We start from the raw sequence: 17,371 nt of genomic DNA, 5'->3' as shown, positions 1-17,371 counted from the left end.
CAAGCCGGGCGCCATCGCCGGCCAGCGCATCGCCGTCATCGGCTATGGCTCGCAGGGCCGCGCCCACGCCCAGAACCTGAAGGACTCGGGCCATGACGTCGTCGTCGGCGTTCGTCAGGGCGGCACGGGCTGGAAACACGCTGCGGCCGACGGCGTCCCTGTCGCCGAGCCGGCCGAGGCCGTCCGCGGCGCCGACATCATCGCCATCCTGACCCCGGACATGATTCAGAACGAGGTCTATCGCGACATCATCGAGCCGAACGCCAAGCCGGGCGCCGCCCTGCTGTTCGCCCACGGCTTCTCGATCATCTATGACCGCATCACGCCGCGCGACGACATGGACGTCATCCTGGTCGCCCCTAAAGGCCCGGGCGATCTGGTCCGTCGCGAGTTCGCGCGCGGCCGGGGCGTCCCCAGCCTGTTCGCCATCGAGAAGGACGCCACCGGCAAGGCGCGCGACCGCGCCATGGGTTACGCCAAGGGCATCGGCGGCGCGACCGGCGGCCTGCTGGAGACCTCGTTTCGCGAAGAGACCGAGACCGACCTGTTCGGCGAACAGGCGGTCCTGTGCGGCGGCGCCAAGGAACTGGTCATCTCGGGCTTCAACACCCTGGTCGAGGCCGGCTACCAGCCCGAGATCGCCTACTTCGAGTGCCTGCACGAGCTGAAGCTGATCGTGGACCTCTTCTACGAGGGCGGCATCTCCAAGATGCACCACTTCATCTCGGAAACGGCCAAGTGGGGCGCGGTCGCCAGCGGCCCGCGCGTCATCACCGACGAGACCCGCGCCCGCATGAAGGAGGTCCTGACCGAGATTCAGGACGGCACCTTCGCGCGCAACTGGATCGCCGAGAACGAGGCCGGCAAGCCGCAGTACCAGGCCTGGCTGGACGCGGATCGCCAATCCCACATCGAACAAACGGGCGCCCGCCTGCGCGAGCGCATGGCCTGGCTGCAGGCGGCCAAATCGGCCGCCGCCTGACCCGCGTATATAAAGAGAGACTGACCCGATGAGCGCCGCCGCGCCCGCCCTGAAAACCGCCCCCGCCCCGGCGGCCGTGAACGACACGGCCACCGGCGCGCGCCTGCTCGTCTCCAGCCTGGAGCGGATGGGCGTGGAGGTGGTCTTCGGCTACCCCGGCGGCGCCATCATGCCGATCTACGACGCCCTGACCGGCACGGGCCTGAAGCACATCCTGGTCCGTCACGAACAGGGCGCGGCCTTCGCCGCCGACGCCTACGCCCGCGCCTCGGGCAAGGTCGGCGTCTGCATGGCCACCTCGGGGCCCGGCGCCACCAATCTGATCACCGGCATCGCCAACGCCATGATGGATTCGGTGCCGATGGTCTGCATCACCGGCAACGTCCCTCAGGGCGTCATGGGCACCGACGCCTTCCAGGAGATCGACATCCTGGGCGTCACCCTGCCGATCGTGAAACACTCCATCCTGGTGCGCGACGCGGCCGAGATCCCGGCCGCCGTCGAACAGGCCTTCCACATCGCCGCCTCGGGTCGTCCCGGCCCGGTCCTGGTCGACCTGCCGAAAGACGTCCAGTTCGCCACGGCCGCCGCCCCGTTCGGCTTCAACATCCCCAACGAAACGATCCCGCTGAACCACGACGCCATCGCCGAGGCCGAACGCTTCATCCGCGCCGCCGAGCGCCCGCTGATCTACATCGGCGGCGGGGTGAAGATCGGCCGCGCGACCGAGGCCGTCCGCGCCTTCGCCGAGGCCACCGGCATCCCGACCGTCTCGACCCTGAACGCCCTGGGCACGGTTCCGACCGACGCCCCCGGCTTCCTGGGGATGCTGGGCATGCACGGCACGCGCGCCGCCAATGAGGCGGTCCAGGCGTCCGACCTGCTGATCGTCCTGGGCGCCCGTTTCGACGACCGCGCCACCGGCAAGCTGGCCGAGTTCGCCCCCCACGCCCGCGTCGTCCACTTCGACGTCGACGCCTCGGAGATCGGCAAGCTGCGTGAAACCCACGTCGCGGTCGCCGGCGAGCTGAAGCCCGGGGTCGAGGCCCTGACTTCGCGCTTGGCCGCCGCCCCCCTGGCCATCGACCCCTGGGTCATCCGCTGCGCCTCGGCCGCCGCCCATCACGCGGCCCGCTATGACGCGCCGGGCGAAGACGTCTATGCGCCCGCCCTGCTGAAACAGTTGTCCGAGGCCGCCGGCGACCGCTTCGTCGCCGCCTGCGACGTCGGCCAGCATCAGATGTGGGCCGCCCAGCACTGTCGCTTCTCCAGGCCGGAAGCCCACATCACCTCGGGCGGTCTGGGCGCCATGGGCTTCGGCCTGCCCGCCGGTCTGGGCGCCAAGCTGGCCGACCCTTCCGCCACGGTCGTCACCATCGCCGGCGACGGCGGCTTCATGATGAACATCCAGGAGTTGGCCACGCTGAAGCGTTACGGCGTCGCCCTGAAGATCGTCCTGCTGGACAACTCCTCCCTGGGCCTGGTGCGCCAGTGGCAGGAGCTGTTCTTCGAAGAGAACTATTCCGAGGTCGATCTGTCCGACAACCCGGACTTCGTGAAGGTGGCCGAGGCCTTCGGCATCGAGGCCTTCCGCATCGCGCAACGCGATCAGGTCGAGGCCGGCATCGCCCGCCTGCTGGCCGCCGACGGCCCCTGCCTGGCCCACGTCGTCATCAACCCCAAAGAGAACGTCTGGCCCCTGGTTCCGCCGGGCAAGAGCAACGCTGAAATGATGGAAGGCGCATGAACATGAGCGACACCATTCACATCCAGATCGACCGGGCCGACGGCTCGCTTCAGCGTCTCATCGGCCTGGTGGAACGCCGCGGCTTCCACATCGACGGCATGAGCATGGCCGACGTCGACGGCGCCTCGCGCCGCATCGCCCTGACCGTGCGCGGCCGCGACGCCGCGCGCTCCATCGACAACCTGGGCTGCCAGATCGACCGCCTGTTCGGCGTCGCTCGCATCGCCGCCCCCGCCTACCAGTCCGAGGCCGCGTAAAATGTCCCGAGTAGAACGAGTATCCAGAACCGCCGAGATTACGGCGTCGGATCCCAACCGCGTCATCGTCTTCGACACCACTCTGCGCGACGGCGAACAGGCCCCCGGCTTCTCCATGTCGGCCGAGTCCAAGCTGAAGATGGCCCATGTCCTGCGCGACCTGGGCGTGGACGTGATCGAGGCCGGCTTCGCCGCCGCATCGCCCGGCGACGAGGAGTGCATCCGCCGCGTGGCGGGCGAGATCGAGGGACCGGTCTTCGCCTCGCTGTCGCGCGCCAACGAGAAGGACATCGACGCCTCGTTCCGGGCCCTGTCGCCTGCGCCGAAGTCGCATCGCCGCTGCCACGTCTTCCTGGCCACCAGCCCGATCCACCGCTCGGCCAAGCTGCGCATGAGCACCAACGAGGTGCTGGCCACCATTTCCCGCACGGTGGAATACGCCGCCTCGATGTTCGACGACGTGGAGTTCTCGGCCGAGGACGCCTTCCGCACCGAGCCGGAGTTCCTGGCCGAGGCCCTGACAGCCGCCGCCGATGCGGGCGCCCAGACGCTGAACGTGCCCGACACCGTCGGCTACGCCACGCCGGAAGAAGTGCGTCAGCGCTTCGCCTATCTGGACGGCATCATCCGTCCGCGTCACGCCGACATCATCTTCTCGTCGCACGCCCACAACGACCTGGGTCTGGCCGTGGCCAACTCCCTGGCTGCCGTCGAGGGCGGGGCGCGTCAGATCGAGGGCGCGATCAACGGCATCGGCGAACGGGCCGGAAACGCCTCCATCGAGGAGATCATCATGGCCCTGCGCACCCGCGCGGACCGCTATGGCGTCAGCGTATCGGCCGAGAGCCGCCACCTGGTGCGGGCCTCGCAGACCCTGCGCGACGTGACCGAGACGGTCATCGCCCGCAACAAGGCCATCGTCGGCCTGAACGCCTTCGCCCACGAGGCCGGGATCCACCAGCACGGCATGATGGCCGACAGCCGCACCTACGAGATCATGCGTCCCGAGGACGTCGGTTTCGAGGGCAGCTACTTCGTGCTGGGCAAGCATTCCGGCCGCCACGCGGTCGGCAAGCGAGCCGAGGCCCTGGGCCACGTGCTGGAGGGCCAGCGCCTGGCCGAGGTCTTCGCCGGCTTCAAGCAACGCGCCGACCAGATCGGCGAAATCAATGACGCGGAGCTGACCGCCATCATCGCGGCTGTGACAGCCGGGGCGGGCTCCGCACAAATGGACAAGACCTATGCAACCGCTGGCTAAGAACATCTGGATCAACGGCGACCTGACGCCCTGGGCCGACGCCAGGATTCACGTCATGAGCCACGCCCTGCACTACGGCACCTCGGTGTTCGAAGGCATCCGCGTCTATGACACCCCGAACGGCCCGTGCGGCTTCCGCCTGACCGACCACATCCGCCGCCTGTTCGACAGCGCGCGCATCTATCACTTCCCCCTGTCCTTCACCGAGGACGAGCTGGTCCAGGCCTGCAAGGACGTGGTCCGGTCCGAGGGTCTGCGTTCGGCCTACCTGCGGCCCCTGGCCTTCCTGGGCGAGTGCGGCATGGGCGTGACGCCGTCGCCGCAGAACATCCGCACCGACGTCATGATCTCGGCCTTCCCCTGGGGCGCCTATCTGGGCGAGGAGGCTCTGGAGAAGGGCGTCGACGCCTGCATCTCCAGCTGGAACCGCGTCGCGCCCAACACCATCCCGGCGGGCGCCAAGGCGGGCGGCAACTATCTGTCCGGCTATCTGATCGGGCGTGAAGCCCGCGTCGGCGGCTTCGGCGAAGGCATCGCCCTGGGCGTCGACGGCCGTCTGTCGGAAGGCGCCGGCGAGAACCTGTTCGTGGTCAAGGACGGGGTGCTGATGACCCCGCCCGCCGCCGCCTCCATCCTGCAGGGCATCACCCGCGACACGGTGATGAAGCTGGCGCGCGGACTGGGCTACGAGGCGCACGAACAGATCCTGCCGCGCGAGGCCCTGTACGTCGCCGACGAGGTCTTCATGACCGGCACCGCCGCCGAGATCACCCCCGTCCGCTCCATCGACGGCATCGCCACCCGCGCCAACGGCCCCGGCCCGATCACCAAGGCGGTCAACACGGCCTTCCGCGGCCTGTTCGACGGCACGACCCCGGACCGCTTCGGCTGGCTGGAGCCCATCGGCGAGGCTGAAGCCGCCGCCCCTGAAAAGGAGCGCGCGCATGAGCCGGCCTAGGACCCTCTATGAAAAGGTCTGGGACCGGCACGTCGTCGTGCCGGAAACGGCCGAGACGCCGGGCGTCATGTATGTGGACCTGCATCTGGTCCACGAAGTCACCTCGCCCCAGGCCTTCTCCGAAATCGAGGCGCGCGGCCTGAAGGTCCGCCGCCCCGACCGCACCTTCGCCACCCTGGACCACTCCACCCCCACCCTGCCCGCCGGGGCGGACGGCCAGCGCCCCTACTTCACCGCCGCCGCCAAAAATCAGGTCGAGACCCTGGAGGCCAACTGCGCCCGCCACGGCGTCGAACTGGCGGGCTGGGATTCCGACCAGCGCGGCGTGGTCCACGTCATGGGGCCTGAGCTGGGTCTGACCCAGCCGGGTATGACCGTGGTCTGCGGCGACAGCCATACCGCCACCCACGGCGCCTTCGGGGCCCTGGCATTCGGCATCGGCACCTCTGAAGTCGGACACGTCCTGGCCACCCAGTGTCTGCTGCAGCGCCGCGCCAAATCCATGCGCGTCACCGTTGATGGGCGCCTGCGCCCCGGCGTCTCGGGCAAGGACATGGCCCTGGCCGTCATCGCCGCCATCGGCTTCGGCGGAGGCACCGGCTACGTCATCGAATATGCCGGCGAGGCCGTGCGGGCGCTGGACATGGAAGGGCGCATGACCCTGTGCAACATGTCCATCGAGGCGGGCGCTCGCGCAGGCATGATCGCGCCCGACCAGACCACCGTGGAATGGCTGCGCGGCCGCAAACACGTCCCGGCCGACTATGAGGCCGCCGCCGCCGACTGGCTGAGCCTGGCCTCGGACCCCGGCGCGGTCTTCGACAAGGAGGTGACGCTGGACGGCGCCGCCATCCGCCCCATGGCCACCTGGGGCACCACCCCCAACGCCGGCGCCCCGGTCGGTGCCCCGGTGCCGCAACCGCGCTCGGACTCGGACCGAAAGGCCATCGCCTACATGGGCTTCACCGCCGGCGAGGCGACGACCGGCCACAAGGTCGACGTCGTCTTCATCGGCAGCTGCACCAACGGCCGCCTGCCCGACCTGCGCGCCGCCGCCGACGTCCTGCGCGGCCGCAAGGTCCAGCCAGGGGTGCGGATGCTGGTCGTGCCCGGCTCCGAGGCCGTGCGTCGCGACGCCGAGGCCGAAGGTCTGGACAAGGTCTTCACCGAGGCGGGCGCCGAATGGCGCATCCCTGGCTGCTCCATGTGCATCGCCATGAACGGCGACTTCGTCGCCCCCGGCCAGCTGGCGGTCTCCACCTCCAACCGCAATTTCGAAGGCCGTCAGGGCAAGGGCGCCCGCACCATCCTGGCCAGCCCCGCCACCGCCGCGGCCAGCGCCGTCGCCGGCGTCCTGACCGACCCGCGCGCCTATCTGTCGGAGGCGGCCCTCCTCATGCAGCCGAGCGCCGAGCACGCGGCGGCAGGAGCAGAATAATGTCTGAGCCTTTCAAGACGCTGACGTCGAAGACCCTGACCCTAAGCCAGGCCAATATCGACACCGACCAGATCATCCCCGCCCGCTTCCTGACCACGACGACGCGCGAGGGTCTGGGCGCCCACGCCTTCCACGACTGGCGTTATGAGGCGGACGGTTCGGCCAAGCCGGAATCCGTGCTGAACCGCATCGACCCGACCGAACAGCGCATCCTGCTGGCGGGCCCCAACTTCGCCTGCGGCTCGTCGCGCGAGCACGCGCCCTGGGCCCTGCTGGACTATGGCTTCCGGGCCGTGATCTCGACCGAGATCGCCGACATCTTCACCTCCAATGCGCTGAAGAACGGCTTCCTGCCCATAGTTGTCGACCAGGCGACCTGGGACGATCTGGCCGCCCACCCGGAACAGGCCGTCACCATTGATCTGGAAGCCGGCGAGATCCGTCGCGGCAACGTCGCCCCCGTCCCCTTCAAGGTCGAGGCCTTCGCCCGCCAGTGCCTGCTCGACGGCGTCGACACCCTCGGCTGGCTGCAAGCCAGGCTGCCCTACATCCAGACCTACGAACGCTTCCGTGAACCGGAGACCAACTGATGCCCCACACCCGCACCTTCAACATCGTGGTCCTGCTCGGCGACGGCGTCGGGCCTGAGGTCGCCCTGGCGGCCGAGCGTGTCCTGACCTGCATCGGCGACATCTACGGCCACCGCTTCGAGTTCGCCGAGCACCTGATCGGCGGCGCCGCCATCGACGCGACCGGCGAGGCCCTGCCCGAGGAAACGAAAGCCGCCTGCCTGGCCTCCGACGCCGTTCTGCTGGGTGCGGTCGGCGGTCCCAGGTGGGACGGCGCACCGGTTCGGCCGGAACAGGGCCTGCTGGCCATCCGCAAGGCCATGGGCCTGTACGCCAACCTGCGGCCCCTGCAGGTCTCGCCGGTCCTGGCCCACCTGTCGCCGCTAAAGAAGGAGATCGTCGAGGGCGTCGATCTGATCGTCTTCCGCGAACTGACCAGCGGCGTCTATTTCGGCGAAAAGACCCGCACCGAAACCAGCGCCTCGGACCTGTGCGTCTATACGGTCGAGGAGATCGAGCGCGTCGCCCGCGCCGCCTTCCAGGCCGCTGGCCAGCGTCGCGGCAAGGTCACTTCGGTCGACAAGGCCAATGTCATGGAGACCAGCCGTCTGTGGCGCGAGGTCGTGACCCGCATCCACGCCGAGGAATATCCGCAGATCACCCTGGAGCACGCCCTGGTCGACTCCATGGCCATGCACCTGATCCGCAAGCCGCGCGCGTATGACGTCATCCTGACCGAGAACATGTTCGGCGACATCCTGTCGGACGAGATCTCGGTGCTGGGCGGCTCCATCGGCCTGCTGCCCTCGGCCTCGCTGGGCAGCAGCGGTCCCGGCCTGTTCGAGCCCATCCACGGCTCGGCCCCCGACATCGCGGGTCAGGATCTGGCCAACCCCATCGGCATGGTGCTGTCAGCGGCCATGATGCTGCGTCACAGCTTCGAGTTGGAAGACGAGGCGGATTCGATCGAGGCCGCCGTCGCCGCCGTCCAGGCCTCCGGCGCTGTGACGGCTGATCTGGGCGGGGCTCTGGGCACGGTCGAGGCCACCCGCGCCATCGTCGACGCCATCCGCGCCATCCACTGGGCCGCCGCGCGCCATGTGCCGATGCACTGGGCCTGAGCCCCGACGTCGGGCATAGAGAAAGGGCGGGCCTCGCGGTCCGCCCTTTTTGCATTCAGTTGTCGATCAGGCCCTGCAGCGCCACGGCCATACGCCGCGCCAGCTCCGCCTTCTGCGTCTCATTCAGCGAGGAATAGCCGTCCGACAGTTCGCGCCCGATCGCCATGCCCATGATCAGGCCCGCCGCCAGACGCGCCCGCACCGGGGCGTCCGGACCGCCGATCCAGGCTGCCAGGGGGTCGAAGAAGCGATTGTTGGAGGTGCGCTGCATGACGTCCATCGCCTTGGCCGAACCGACCGAACGCAGCAGGATCAACAGGCCGCGCATCTTGGCGCCCGCCCCGTCATCCTGGCACGGCATGACCTCGCCATAGACGATCTCGCGCGCCAGCCGTTCGCCGAAGTCCTCGCGCGGGCCGTCCATCAGATCGCGGCCGTTCTTGCAGCTGTCCAGAACGGCGACGAACAGGTCTTCCTTGGACCCGAAGTAGCGGCTGATCAGCGCCGCATCCACGCCGACGTCGCGCGCGACGTCGCGCATGCCGACGTCGTCGTAACTTTCCGAGCAAAAGCGTTCGCGCGCCGCTTCCAGAATAGCCTGGCGCGTGGCGTTGGCGTTACGCGGTCGGGGGGCGTCGCACAGGACCAATTGGTCGCACTCCAATAAACCTTACCCCCTATATGGCTTTGTCATCAGGCGTTGACAAGCGGAACCGCGATCATCAATAAGTCACCCGACGTTGACTGGCGTGTCCTCCCCCGATGATCGCCGTTCTGCTATGTCTGTTACGTATAAATTCCTCCCAAGGAGAATGCGCCGATGCGCACGGTGAAGATCGCGGCCGCGTCCGTCTTGATGGCGACCGCCCTCTACGGCTGTTCCAAGGGCGGCGAAGCCCCCGCACCCCAGGCCCCGCCGGTGACGGTGGCCACCCCCCTGGTCCGTCAGGTCGTTGACTGGGACGAGGTCACGGGACGCTTCGAGGCCCCCCGCACAGTGGACGTGCGCGCCCGCGTCGGCGGCTACATCCAGTCGGTCCACTTCAAGGACGGCGACTTCGTGCGTCAGGGCCAACTTCTGTTCACGCTGGACCCGCGCCCGGCCCAGGCCGCCCTGGCCTCCGCCCAGGCCCAGCTGTCGCAAGCCCAGGCCCAGCTGACCCTGGCCCGCACCGAGTTCGCCCGCTCTGAAGGCCTGCTGGCTTCGCAAGCCGTGTCCCAGGCCGAGGTCGACGCCAAGCGCGGCGCGGTGGCCCAGGCCCAGGCCGCCGTCTCGGCCGCCAACGCCGCCATCCGCGCCCGTCAGCTGGACGTCGAGTTCACCCGCGTCACCGCCCCGATCGCGGGCCGCGTCTCCGACCGCCGGGTCGATCCGGGCAACCTGATCGGCGGCGGCTCCTCGGCCGGCGACGTCCTGACGACCGTGGTTTCAGCCTCGCCGATCTATTTCGTCTTCGACGGTTCCGAAGCTCTGGCGCTCAAGTATCAGCGCGACGCCCGCGTCGGCGGCGCGGCCCCGATCCGCATCCGCCTGCAGGACGAGACCAGCTATGACCGTGTCGGCACGCTGGACTTCACCGACAACGCCATCGATCCGGCCTCGGGCACCATTCGCCTGCGCGCCGTGGTGGCCAACGCCGACGGCTTCCTGAAGCCCGGCATGTTCGGTCAGGCCCAACTGGCCGGCGCCGGCGCCTACCAGGCCCTGCTGGTGCCGGACTCGGCCATCGCCACCGACGCCGCCCGCCGCGTGGTCATCGTCGTCAAGCCCGACGGCTCGACCGAGCCGCGCGCCGTCCAGACCGGCCCCCTGGTCGACGGCCTGCGCGTCATTCGTTCCGGCCTGAAGCCGACCGACCGCGTCATCATCGCCGGCGGCCAACGCATCCAGATGCCGGGCATGAAGGTTCAGCCGAAGAACGGGACCATCGCCCCCGTGGCGCCGCAAGCCGGTTCGGCCCCCGTCACCCAGGCGGCGCCGGCCTCCAGCGCCTCCTTCGCCAACGCGGGCTAAGATAGATGAATATCTCCCGCTTCTTCATCGACCGCCCGATCTTCGCGGGCGTCATATCGGTGTTCATCACCCTGGTCGGCCTGTTCGCCTATCCGATGCTGCCGTTGTCGCAGTATCCGGAGATCGCGCCGCCCACCATCACCATCAACGCCGCCTACCCCGGCGCCTCGGCCGAGACCCTGGCCGAGACCGTGGCGGCCCCCATTGAGCAAGAGGTCAACGGCGTCGAGAAGATGCTGTACCTGACCTCCTCGTCCACCTCGGACGGGGCGGTGGCGATCACCGTGACCTTCCAGCCCGGCACGGATCTCGATTCCGCCCAGGTCCTGGTCCAGAACCGCGTCGCCCTGGCCGAGCCCAAGCTGCCCGAGCAGGTCCGCCAGATCGGCGTCACGGTCAACAAGGCCGAAAGCGGCTTCCTGATGATCGTCGGCCTGACCTCGCCGGACGGCAGCCTGGATAACGACTACGTCGGCAACTACGCCAACTCAACGCTGCGCGACCGCCTGCTGCGGATCGACGGCGTGGGTCAGGTCCAGGTCTTCGGCGGCGGCAACTATTCGATGCGCGTCTGGATCGACCCGGCCAAGGCGGCCGAGCGTGGTCTGACGGGTCCCGATATCGTCGCCGCCTTGCGCGCCCAGAACGTCCAGGCCGCGGCCGGCGCCATCGGCCAGCCGCCCTTCACCACCAACGCCGCCGCCTTCCAGCTGCCGGTTCAAGTGCAGGGCCGTCTGTCCGACCCCGATCAGTTCGCCGACGTCGTCATCAAGACCGACGCCGAAGGCCGCGTGACCCGCGTCCGCGACGTCGCGCGCGTCGAACTGGGCGCTCAGGACTACGGCATCCGCGGCTTCTTCGACGGCGAGCGCGGCGTCGGCGTCGCCATCGTCCAGCAGCCGGGCGCCAACGCGCTGGGCACCGCCAATCGCGTCCTGGCCGAGGTCGAGGCCATCAAGGCCGAGCTGCCCGCCGGCATGGCTGTCTCCATCCCCTACAACCCGACGGAATTCGTCGCCGCTTCGGTCGAGGCGGTGCAGCACACCGTGTTCGAAGCCGTCGTTCTGGTCGCCCTGGTCGTCCTGATCTTCCTGCAGACCTGGCGCGCGGCCGTCATTCCCATCATCGCCATCCCGGTGGCCCTGGTCGGCACCTTCGCGGTGCAGCTGGCCCTGGGCTATTCGATCAACTCCCTGTCGCTGTTCGCCCTGGTTCTGGCCGTCGGCATCGTCGTCGACGACGCCATCATCGTGGTCGAGAACGTCGAGCGATATCTGCGAGAGGGACTGACGCCCAAGGAGGCCGCCTATCGTTCGATGCAGGAGGTCTCGGGCGCCCTGATCGCCATCGGCCTGGTGCTGACGGCGGTGTTCGTCCCGACCGCCTTCGTGCCCGGCATCCCCGGCATCTTCTATCGCCAGTTCGCCGTCACCATCGCCTCGGCGACGCTGATCTCGCTGGTGGTGTCCCTGACCCTGTCCCCGGCTCTGGCGGCCCTGCTGCTCAAGCCGCACACCGCGCACGACAACGTCCGCAAGCCGGGCCTGTGGGGCGCGATCACCTACTACGTCCGTTGGGCCGGCGATAAGTTCAACCAGGGCTTCGACTGGCTGTCGGACACCTACGGCCGCCTGACCGCCCGCCTGGTGCGTTCGGTGATGGTTGTCATGATCGTCTATGCGGGCCTGCTGGCCCTGACCGGCTGGCGCCTGGTGGACACGCCCTCGGGCTTCATTCCCGAGCAGGATCAGGGCTTCCTGATCGGCGTCATCCAGCTTCCGGCCGGCGCCTCGCTGGACCGCACCGAAGCCGTGATGAAGCGCGCCAACGAGATCATCCAGAAGACCGAGGGTGTCGACGGCACCGTGGCCTTCGCCGGTCTCGACGGCTCCAGCTTCTCGTTCGGCTCCAACGCCGCGACCATCTTCGTGCGCCTCGACGCCTTCGAGAACCGCACCAAGGAACAGGCCGCCACCGCCCTGGCGGGCGCCATCACCGGCGCCACCGGCGGCATCGAGGAAGCCAACATCTTCGTCATCGCCCCCCCGGCCGTTCAGGGCCTGGGCAACGGCAACGGCTTCAAGATGATGATCCAGGACCGTTCCGGCGCGGGCTACCGCGCGCTGGAAGGCGCCACCTTCGCCATGATGGGCGGCGCGGCCCAGATGCCGGACCAGGTGCAGCAGGTCTTCTCGACCTACAACACCGGCTCGCCCCGCATCGCCGCCGACGTCGATCGCGACAAGGCCCTGATGATGGGGGTCCAGCCGTCGGCGGTGTTCGACACCCTCGGCGTCTATCTGGGCTCGTCCTACATCAACGACTTCAACCTGCTGGGACGCACCTTCCGCGTCACCGCCCAGGCTGAACCCTCGGCCCGCGACGACATCGCCGACATCGCCAACCTGAAGACCCGCTCCGCCTCCGGCGCCATGGTGCCGATCGGCGCCGTCGCCAACCTGCGCGAGGACTCCGGTCCGGCCCGCGTCGTCCGCTACAACCTGTTCCCGGCTTCCGAGCTTCAAGGCCAGGCCGCGCCGGGCGTCTCGTCCGGCCAGGGCATCGCCGCGATGGAGCAGCTGGCCTCCCAGGCCCTGCCGCAAGGCTTCAGCTACGAGTGGACCGAACTGGCCCTGCAGGAGAAGCAGGCCTCGGGCGGCGCCTCGATGATCTTCATCATGGCCGTGGTCTTCGTCTTCCTGGTGCTGGCGGCGCAGTATGAGGCCTTCACCCTGCCGCTCGCGGTGGTGCTGATCGTCCCCATGTGTCTGCTGGCGGCCATGATCGGGGTGAACATCCGCGGTCTGGACAACAACATCCTGGTCCAGATCGGCCTCGTCGTCCTGATCGCCCTGGCGGCCAAGAACGCCATCCTGATCGTCGAATTCGCCAAGCAGGCGGAAGAGGAAGAGGGCATGGATCGCTTCGAAGCGGCTGTTTACGCCGCCAAGGTGCGTCTGCGTCCGATCCTGATGACCTCCTTCGCCTTCATCTTCGGCGTCGTGCCGCTGATGCTGGCGACCGGCCCCGGCGCCGAAATGCGCCAGTCGCTGGGCACGGCGGTCTTCTCCGGCATGCTGGGCGTGACCTTCTTCGGTCTGATCTTCACCCCGGTCTTCTACGTCATCATGCGCTGGCTCTCGGCCAAGCTGCCCAAGCCCCCGGTCAAGGCGCGCGAGCTGCCCACCACCTACGGCGCGCCGCCGCATGATCCGTACGACCCCAAAGACCCCGCGCCGGCGGCCCCCGCCACGGCCAGCCCGCGCCTGGGAGACGCCTGATGAACCGTAAAGTCCTCCCCCTCCTGACCGTTTCCGGCGCCGCGCTTCTGCTCGCCGCCTGCGCGGTCGGGCCCAAGGCGCCGAACCCTACGATCCCGGCGCAGGGCCAGGGCGCCTTCATCGGCTCGCAATCCGCCTCGGTTTCGACCGAGGCGGCCCGCGCCGACTGGTGGCGGCTCTATAACGACGCCACGCTGGACGGCCTGATCCAGCAGGCGCTGACCGAGAACAACGAGCTGGAGGCGGCCGCGGCCAATCTGCGCGCCGTCCGGGCCTCGCTGTCCGAAGCCCGCGCCGGCCGTCTGCCGACCACCAATCTGAACGCCTCGGGTCAGTACGGCCGCAGCTCGGCCGCCGCCACGGCCGACGGCAACAACGGCCAATCGTTCGAGAACGGCGAGACCTACAGCGCCGGTCTCGACATGGCCTATGAGATCGACCTGTTCGGTCGCGTCGGCTCGGCCATCCGCGCCGCCCGCGCCGACGCCGCCGCCGCCGCCGAGGCCCTGGAGGTGGTGCGGATTTCGGTCGTCGCCGAAACCGCCCGGGCCTATGCCGACACCTGCTCGGCCAACGCCCAGATCGCGGTGGCTGAACGCACCATCGACCTGCAGGGCAAGACGGTCGATCTGACCCAGCGCCTGCTGGACGGCGGTTCCGGCAATGGTCTGGACGTGGCCCGCGCCCGCGCGGCCCTGGAACAGACCCGCGCCAGCCTGCCGCCCCTGCGGGCCCAGCGCGACGGCGCCCTCTATCGCCTCTCGACCCTGACCGGGCGCACCCCGGCCGAAGCCAGCGAGGCGGCCCGCGGCTGTCAGTCGCCGCCGCAACTGTCGCAACCGATCCCCGTCGGCGACGGCGCGGCGCTTCTGGCCCGTCGTCCCGACGTGCGCCAGGCCGAGCAGAAGCTGGCCGCCGCCGCCGCCCGCGTGAACGTGGCCACCGCCAGCCTCTATCCGACCATCAGCCTGGGCGGATCCCTGGGCACGTCGGCGCTGGACAGCAACGACCTGGGCAAGGATTCCAGCTTCCGCTTCAGCGTCGGTCCGCTGATCAGCTGGAACTTCCCCAACATCGCCGTGGCCCGCGCCCGCATCAAGCAGGCCGACGCCCAGACCGACGCGGCCCTGGCCGGCTTCGACCAGTCCGTGCTGACGGCGCTGCAGGAGACCGAGACGGCGCTCAGCGCCTACGCCAACGAACTGGACCGCCGCACAGCCCTGCGCACCGCGCGGGATCAGGCGGCCACGGCGGCCCGTCTGTCGCGTCTGCGCTTCGACGCCGGCGCCGACAGCTTCCTGACGGTGCTGGATTCGGAACGGACCCTGGCCGGCGCCGACGCCGCCCTGGCCGCTTCGGAAGCCCAGGTCGTCACCTACCAGATCGCCCTGTTCAAGGCCCTGGCGGGCGGCTGGGATCAGGCGCCCGACCCGGAAGCCTGATCGCTCGATCATCGCTGAAAACAGAGACGCCCGGCAGGTTCGACCCCGCCGGGCGTTTTCTTTTGGCGCGCGTCGCACGATTTTCACGCCCGCAGACGTGACCCCGGCCCGATTGATGCTCTAGGGAGGAAACGTGACCCTCCCCGCCGCGCCCTCCTCCGCCGCCGAGACCGCCGCCGCCCCTGCGACGGCCCTGGCCCATGCCCGTCGCGTGGTGGTCAAAATCGGCTCATCCCTGCTGATCGATCCCGCCACCCGCGCCGTGGCCCGCGACTGGCTGGCCTCCCTGGCCCAGGACATCGCCGACCTGCGCCAGCAAGGGCGCGAGGTCATCGTCGTCTCCTCCGGCGCCGTGGCCCTGGGGCGCGGACGGCTGAACACCACGCCGGGTCGGCTTCAAGATAAGCAGGCCGCCGCCGCCGTCGGCCAGACCCTCTTGATGCACGCCTGGGAGGAGGCCCTGGCCCCGCACGGCCTGATCACCGCCCAGATCCTGCTGACCCGCGACGACACCGAGCGCCGCCGCCGCTGGCTGAACGGGCGCGCCACGGTCGAGGCCCTGCTGGCCCACGGCGTCGTCCCCGTGGTCAATGAGAACGACACCGTCGCCACCGAGGAAATCCGCTACGGCGACAACGACCGCCTGGCCGCCCGGGCGGCCCAGCTGGCGCGCGGCGACCTGCTGATCCTGCTCTCCGACGTGGACGGCCTCTACACCGCCGATCCGCGCCGCGATCCGAATGCCCGCCACCTGCCGCTGGTCGAGAACCTCGGACCCGACATCCTCGGCATGGCCAGCGGCGCCAATGCGGACGCCGGGGTCGGCACCGGCGGCATGGCGACCAAGCTGGCGGCCGCCCAGATCGCCCGCTCCGCCGGTTGCGCCACCGTCATCGCCTCAGGCCTGACCCGGCACCCGCTGAAGGCCGTGACCGAGGGCGCGCGCGCCACCCTGATCACCGCCCCCGCCACGCCCCTGGCGGCGTGGAAGCAGTGGATCGCCGGCAGCATGGCGCCGGGCGGTTCGCTGACCCTGGACGAGGGCGCCGTAAACGCGCTGAAGGCGGGCAAGAGCCTGCTGCCCTCGGGCGTCGTCGCCGTCAGCGGCGCGTTTGAAAAGGGCGAAAGCCTGCGCCTGCTGGACGCCAGCGGCGCCGTGGTCGGCGTCGGTCTGGCCGCCTATCCCGCCGACGAGATCGCCCTGATCCGTGGCCGCCATTCCGACGAGATCGAAACCCTGCTGGGCTATCGCGGCCCCTCGGTCGTGATCCACCGCGACGACCTGGTGCTGGAAGCCCGATGACCGACATCAATGCTCTCATGCTCGACATGGGCCGCCGCGCCCGCGCCGCCGCCAACGCCCTTCGCGGAACCACGCCAAACGCACGCACCGAGGCCCTGACCCGTCTGGCCGAGGGTCTGCGCGCCGCCGAGGCCGAGATCCTGACGGCCAACGCCCGCGACATCGAGAACGCCCGCGCCTCGGGCCTGACCGAGGCCCTGATCGACCGCCTCGCCCTGACGCCCGCGCGCGTCGAGGGCATGGCCGTCGCCGTCGAGACCATCGCCGCCCAGCCCGATCCCGTCGGCGCCGAGATGGCCCGCTGGACCCCCGCCAACGGTCTGGACATCGCCCGCGTCCGCACCCCCATCGGCGTGCTGGGCGTCATCTACGAGAGCCGGCCCAACGTCACCGCCGACGCCGCCGCCCTGTGCCTGCGCTCGGGCAACGCCGCCATCCTGCGCTGCGGCTCGGACTGCCTGGAATCCTCGCGCGCCATCGCCGCCGTGGTCGCCCGCGCCGTCGCCGAGGCCGGCCTGCCCTCCGACGCGATCCAGCTGGTCCCCGTCCCCGATCGCGAGGCCGTGGGCGCCATCCTGTCGGGGCTTGAGGGCGCCATCGACCTGATCATTCCGCGCGGCGGCAAAAGCCTGGTCGCCCGCGTTCAGGCGGAAGCGAAAGCCCCGGTGCTGGGCCACCTCGAAGGCCTCTGCCACACCTATCTGGACGCCGCCGCCGACCTTGAGGTCGCCCGCCGCGTCGCCGTCAACGCCAAGATGCGCCGCGTCTCCGTCTGCGGCGCCACCGAGACCCTGCTGGTCGATCGCGCCGCCGCCGAACGGCTTTTGCCCGTCGTCGCCGCTGACCTGATCAAGGCCGGTTGCGAACTGCGCGGCGATGCAGAGACCCGCGCCCTGGTCCCCGAAGCGGCCGAGGCGGTCGAGGCCGACTGGACCACCGAATATCTGGCCCCCGTCCTGTCGGTGCGGGTCGTGGACGGAGTAACGGGCGCCGTGGATCAC

General features: G+C 69.6%; 14 protein-coding genes. 13 read left to right on the top strand and 1 reads right to left on the bottom strand.

All coding sequences use genetic code 11. The annotated features are described in order from the left end of the window. The 8 genes from ilvC to leuB all read left to right on the top strand — a co-directional run. A partial coding sequence (gene ilvC, locus VGE49_RS10340; RefSeq protein ID WP_414643638.1) for a ketol-acid reductoisomerase occupies positions 1 to 982 on the top strand: 982 nt, incomplete at its 5' end. Between the two features lie 28 nt (positions 983 to 1,010). Then, positions 1,011 to 2,729 (top strand): acetolactate synthase 2 catalytic subunit, encoded by a 1,719-nt coding sequence (ilvG, locus tag VGE49_RS10335; RefSeq protein WP_331034472.1) that lies wholly within the window; start codon positions 1,011 to 1,013, stop codon positions 2,727 to 2,729. A gap of 2 nt (positions 2,730 to 2,731) precedes the next feature. Next, entirely contained in the window at positions 2,732 to 2,986 is a 255-nt protein-coding gene (locus tag VGE49_RS10330) for an ACT domain-containing protein (RefSeq protein WP_331034471.1), read from the top strand. 1 nt (position 2,987) lies between these two features. Beyond that, positions 2,988 to 4,244: a 2-isopropylmalate synthase gene (locus VGE49_RS10325; protein WP_331034470.1), complete on the top strand. Its 1,257-nt coding sequence runs from the start codon at positions 2,988 to 2,990 to the stop codon at positions 4,242 to 4,244. Further along, positions 4,228 to 5,202 (top strand): branched-chain amino acid transaminase, encoded by a 975-nt coding sequence (locus VGE49_RS10320; protein ID WP_331034469.1) that lies wholly within the window; start codon positions 4,228 to 4,230, stop codon positions 5,200 to 5,202. Before VGE49_RS10325 ends, VGE49_RS10320 begins: the two co-directional genes overlap by 17 nt. Beyond that, entirely contained in the window at positions 5,189 to 6,640 is a 1,452-nt protein-coding gene (leuC, locus tag VGE49_RS10315; RefSeq protein ID WP_331034468.1) for a 3-isopropylmalate dehydratase large subunit, read from the top strand. The genes VGE49_RS10320 and leuC overlap by 14 nt, the downstream gene beginning before the upstream one ends. Further along, positions 6,640 to 7,230, top strand: a complete 591-nt coding sequence (gene leuD, locus VGE49_RS10310; RefSeq protein ID WP_331034467.1) for a 3-isopropylmalate dehydratase small subunit — start codon at positions 6,640 to 6,642, stop codon at positions 7,228 to 7,230. The genes leuC and leuD overlap by 1 nt, the downstream gene beginning before the upstream one ends. Continuing rightward, complete coding sequence (gene leuB, locus VGE49_RS10305) at positions 7,230 to 8,330, top strand: 3-isopropylmalate dehydrogenase (RefSeq protein ID WP_331034466.1); 1,101 nt, start codon at positions 7,230 to 7,232, stop codon at positions 8,328 to 8,330. The genes leuD and leuB overlap by 1 nt, the downstream gene beginning before the upstream one ends. A 55-nt stretch (positions 8,331 to 8,385) precedes the next feature. Here leuB and VGE49_RS10300 read toward each other — a convergent pair whose 3' ends face one another. After that, complete coding sequence (locus tag VGE49_RS10300; RefSeq protein ID WP_331034465.1) at positions 8,386 to 8,979, bottom strand: TetR/AcrR family transcriptional regulator; 594 nt, start codon at positions 8,977 to 8,979, stop codon at positions 8,386 to 8,388. 171 nt (positions 8,980 to 9,150) lie between these two features. Here VGE49_RS10300 and VGE49_RS10295 point away from each other — a divergent pair, with 171 nt between their 5' ends. The 5 genes from VGE49_RS10295 to VGE49_RS10275 all read left to right on the top strand — a co-directional run. After that, positions 9,151 to 10,344, top strand: a complete 1,194-nt coding sequence (locus VGE49_RS10295) for an efflux RND transporter periplasmic adaptor subunit (RefSeq protein WP_331034464.1) — start codon at positions 9,151 to 9,153, stop codon at positions 10,342 to 10,344. A 5-nt stretch (positions 10,345 to 10,349) separates the two neighbouring features. Further along, on the top strand, positions 10,350 to 13,625 hold the full coding sequence (locus VGE49_RS10290; RefSeq protein WP_331034463.1) for an efflux RND transporter permease subunit: 3,276 nt from the start codon (positions 10,350 to 10,352) through the stop codon (positions 13,623 to 13,625). Next, entirely contained in the window at positions 13,625 to 15,067 is a 1,443-nt protein-coding gene (locus VGE49_RS10285) for a TolC family protein (protein ID WP_331034462.1), read from the top strand. Before VGE49_RS10290 ends, VGE49_RS10285 begins: the two co-directional genes overlap by 1 nt. Before the next feature lie 133 nt (positions 15,068 to 15,200). Continuing rightward, positions 15,201 to 16,370, top strand: coding sequence for a glutamate 5-kinase (proB, locus tag VGE49_RS10280; protein ID WP_414643637.1), 1,170 nt, complete (start codon positions 15,201 to 15,203; stop codon positions 16,368 to 16,370). After that, positions 16,367 to 17,371, top strand: a 1,005-nt coding sequence (locus tag VGE49_RS10275; protein ID WP_331034461.1) for a glutamate-5-semialdehyde dehydrogenase, incomplete at its 3' end; no start/stop codon positions are given. The genes proB and VGE49_RS10275, both read left to right, overlap by 4 nt.

This window comes from Brevundimonas sp. (assembly GCF_036405315.1).
Lineage (GTDB): Bacteria > Pseudomonadota > Alphaproteobacteria > Caulobacterales > Caulobacteraceae > Brevundimonas.
The sequence above is the reverse complement of the archived record's forward strand: the minus strand, read 5'-3'. Positions and strand labels throughout refer to the sequence as shown.

What these genes read in the sequence shown, in the direction of transcription:
- ilvG (WP_331034472.1), top strand. Translation starts at nt 1,011, where the DNA reads ATGAGCGCCGCCGCGCCCGCCCTGAAAACCGCCCCCGCCCCGGCGGCC.
- VGE49_RS10330 (WP_331034471.1), top strand. Translation starts at nt 2,732, where the DNA reads ATGAGCGACACCATTCACATCCAGATCGACCGGGCCGACGGCTCGCTT.
- VGE49_RS10325 (WP_331034470.1), top strand. Translation starts at nt 2,988, where the DNA reads ATGTCCCGAGTAGAACGAGTATCCAGAACCGCCGAGATTACGGCGTCG.
- VGE49_RS10320 (WP_331034469.1), top strand. Translation starts at nt 4,228, where the DNA reads ATGCAACCGCTGGCTAAGAACATCTGGATCAACGGCGACCTGACGCCC.
- leuC (WP_331034468.1), top strand. Translation starts at nt 5,189, where the DNA reads ATGAGCCGGCCTAGGACCCTCTATGAAAAGGTCTGGGACCGGCACGTC.
- leuD (WP_331034467.1), top strand. Translation starts at nt 6,640, where the DNA reads ATGTCTGAGCCTTTCAAGACGCTGACGTCGAAGACCCTGACCCTAAGC.
- leuB (WP_331034466.1), top strand. Translation starts at nt 7,230, where the DNA reads ATGCCCCACACCCGCACCTTCAACATCGTGGTCCTGCTCGGCGACGGC.
- VGE49_RS10295 (WP_331034464.1), top strand. Translation starts at nt 9,151, where the DNA reads ATGCGCACGGTGAAGATCGCGGCCGCGTCCGTCTTGATGGCGACCGCC.
- VGE49_RS10290 (WP_331034463.1), top strand. Translation starts at nt 10,350, where the DNA reads ATGAATATCTCCCGCTTCTTCATCGACCGCCCGATCTTCGCGGGCGTC.
- VGE49_RS10285 (WP_331034462.1), top strand. Translation starts at nt 13,625, where the DNA reads ATGAACCGTAAAGTCCTCCCCCTCCTGACCGTTTCCGGCGCCGCGCTT.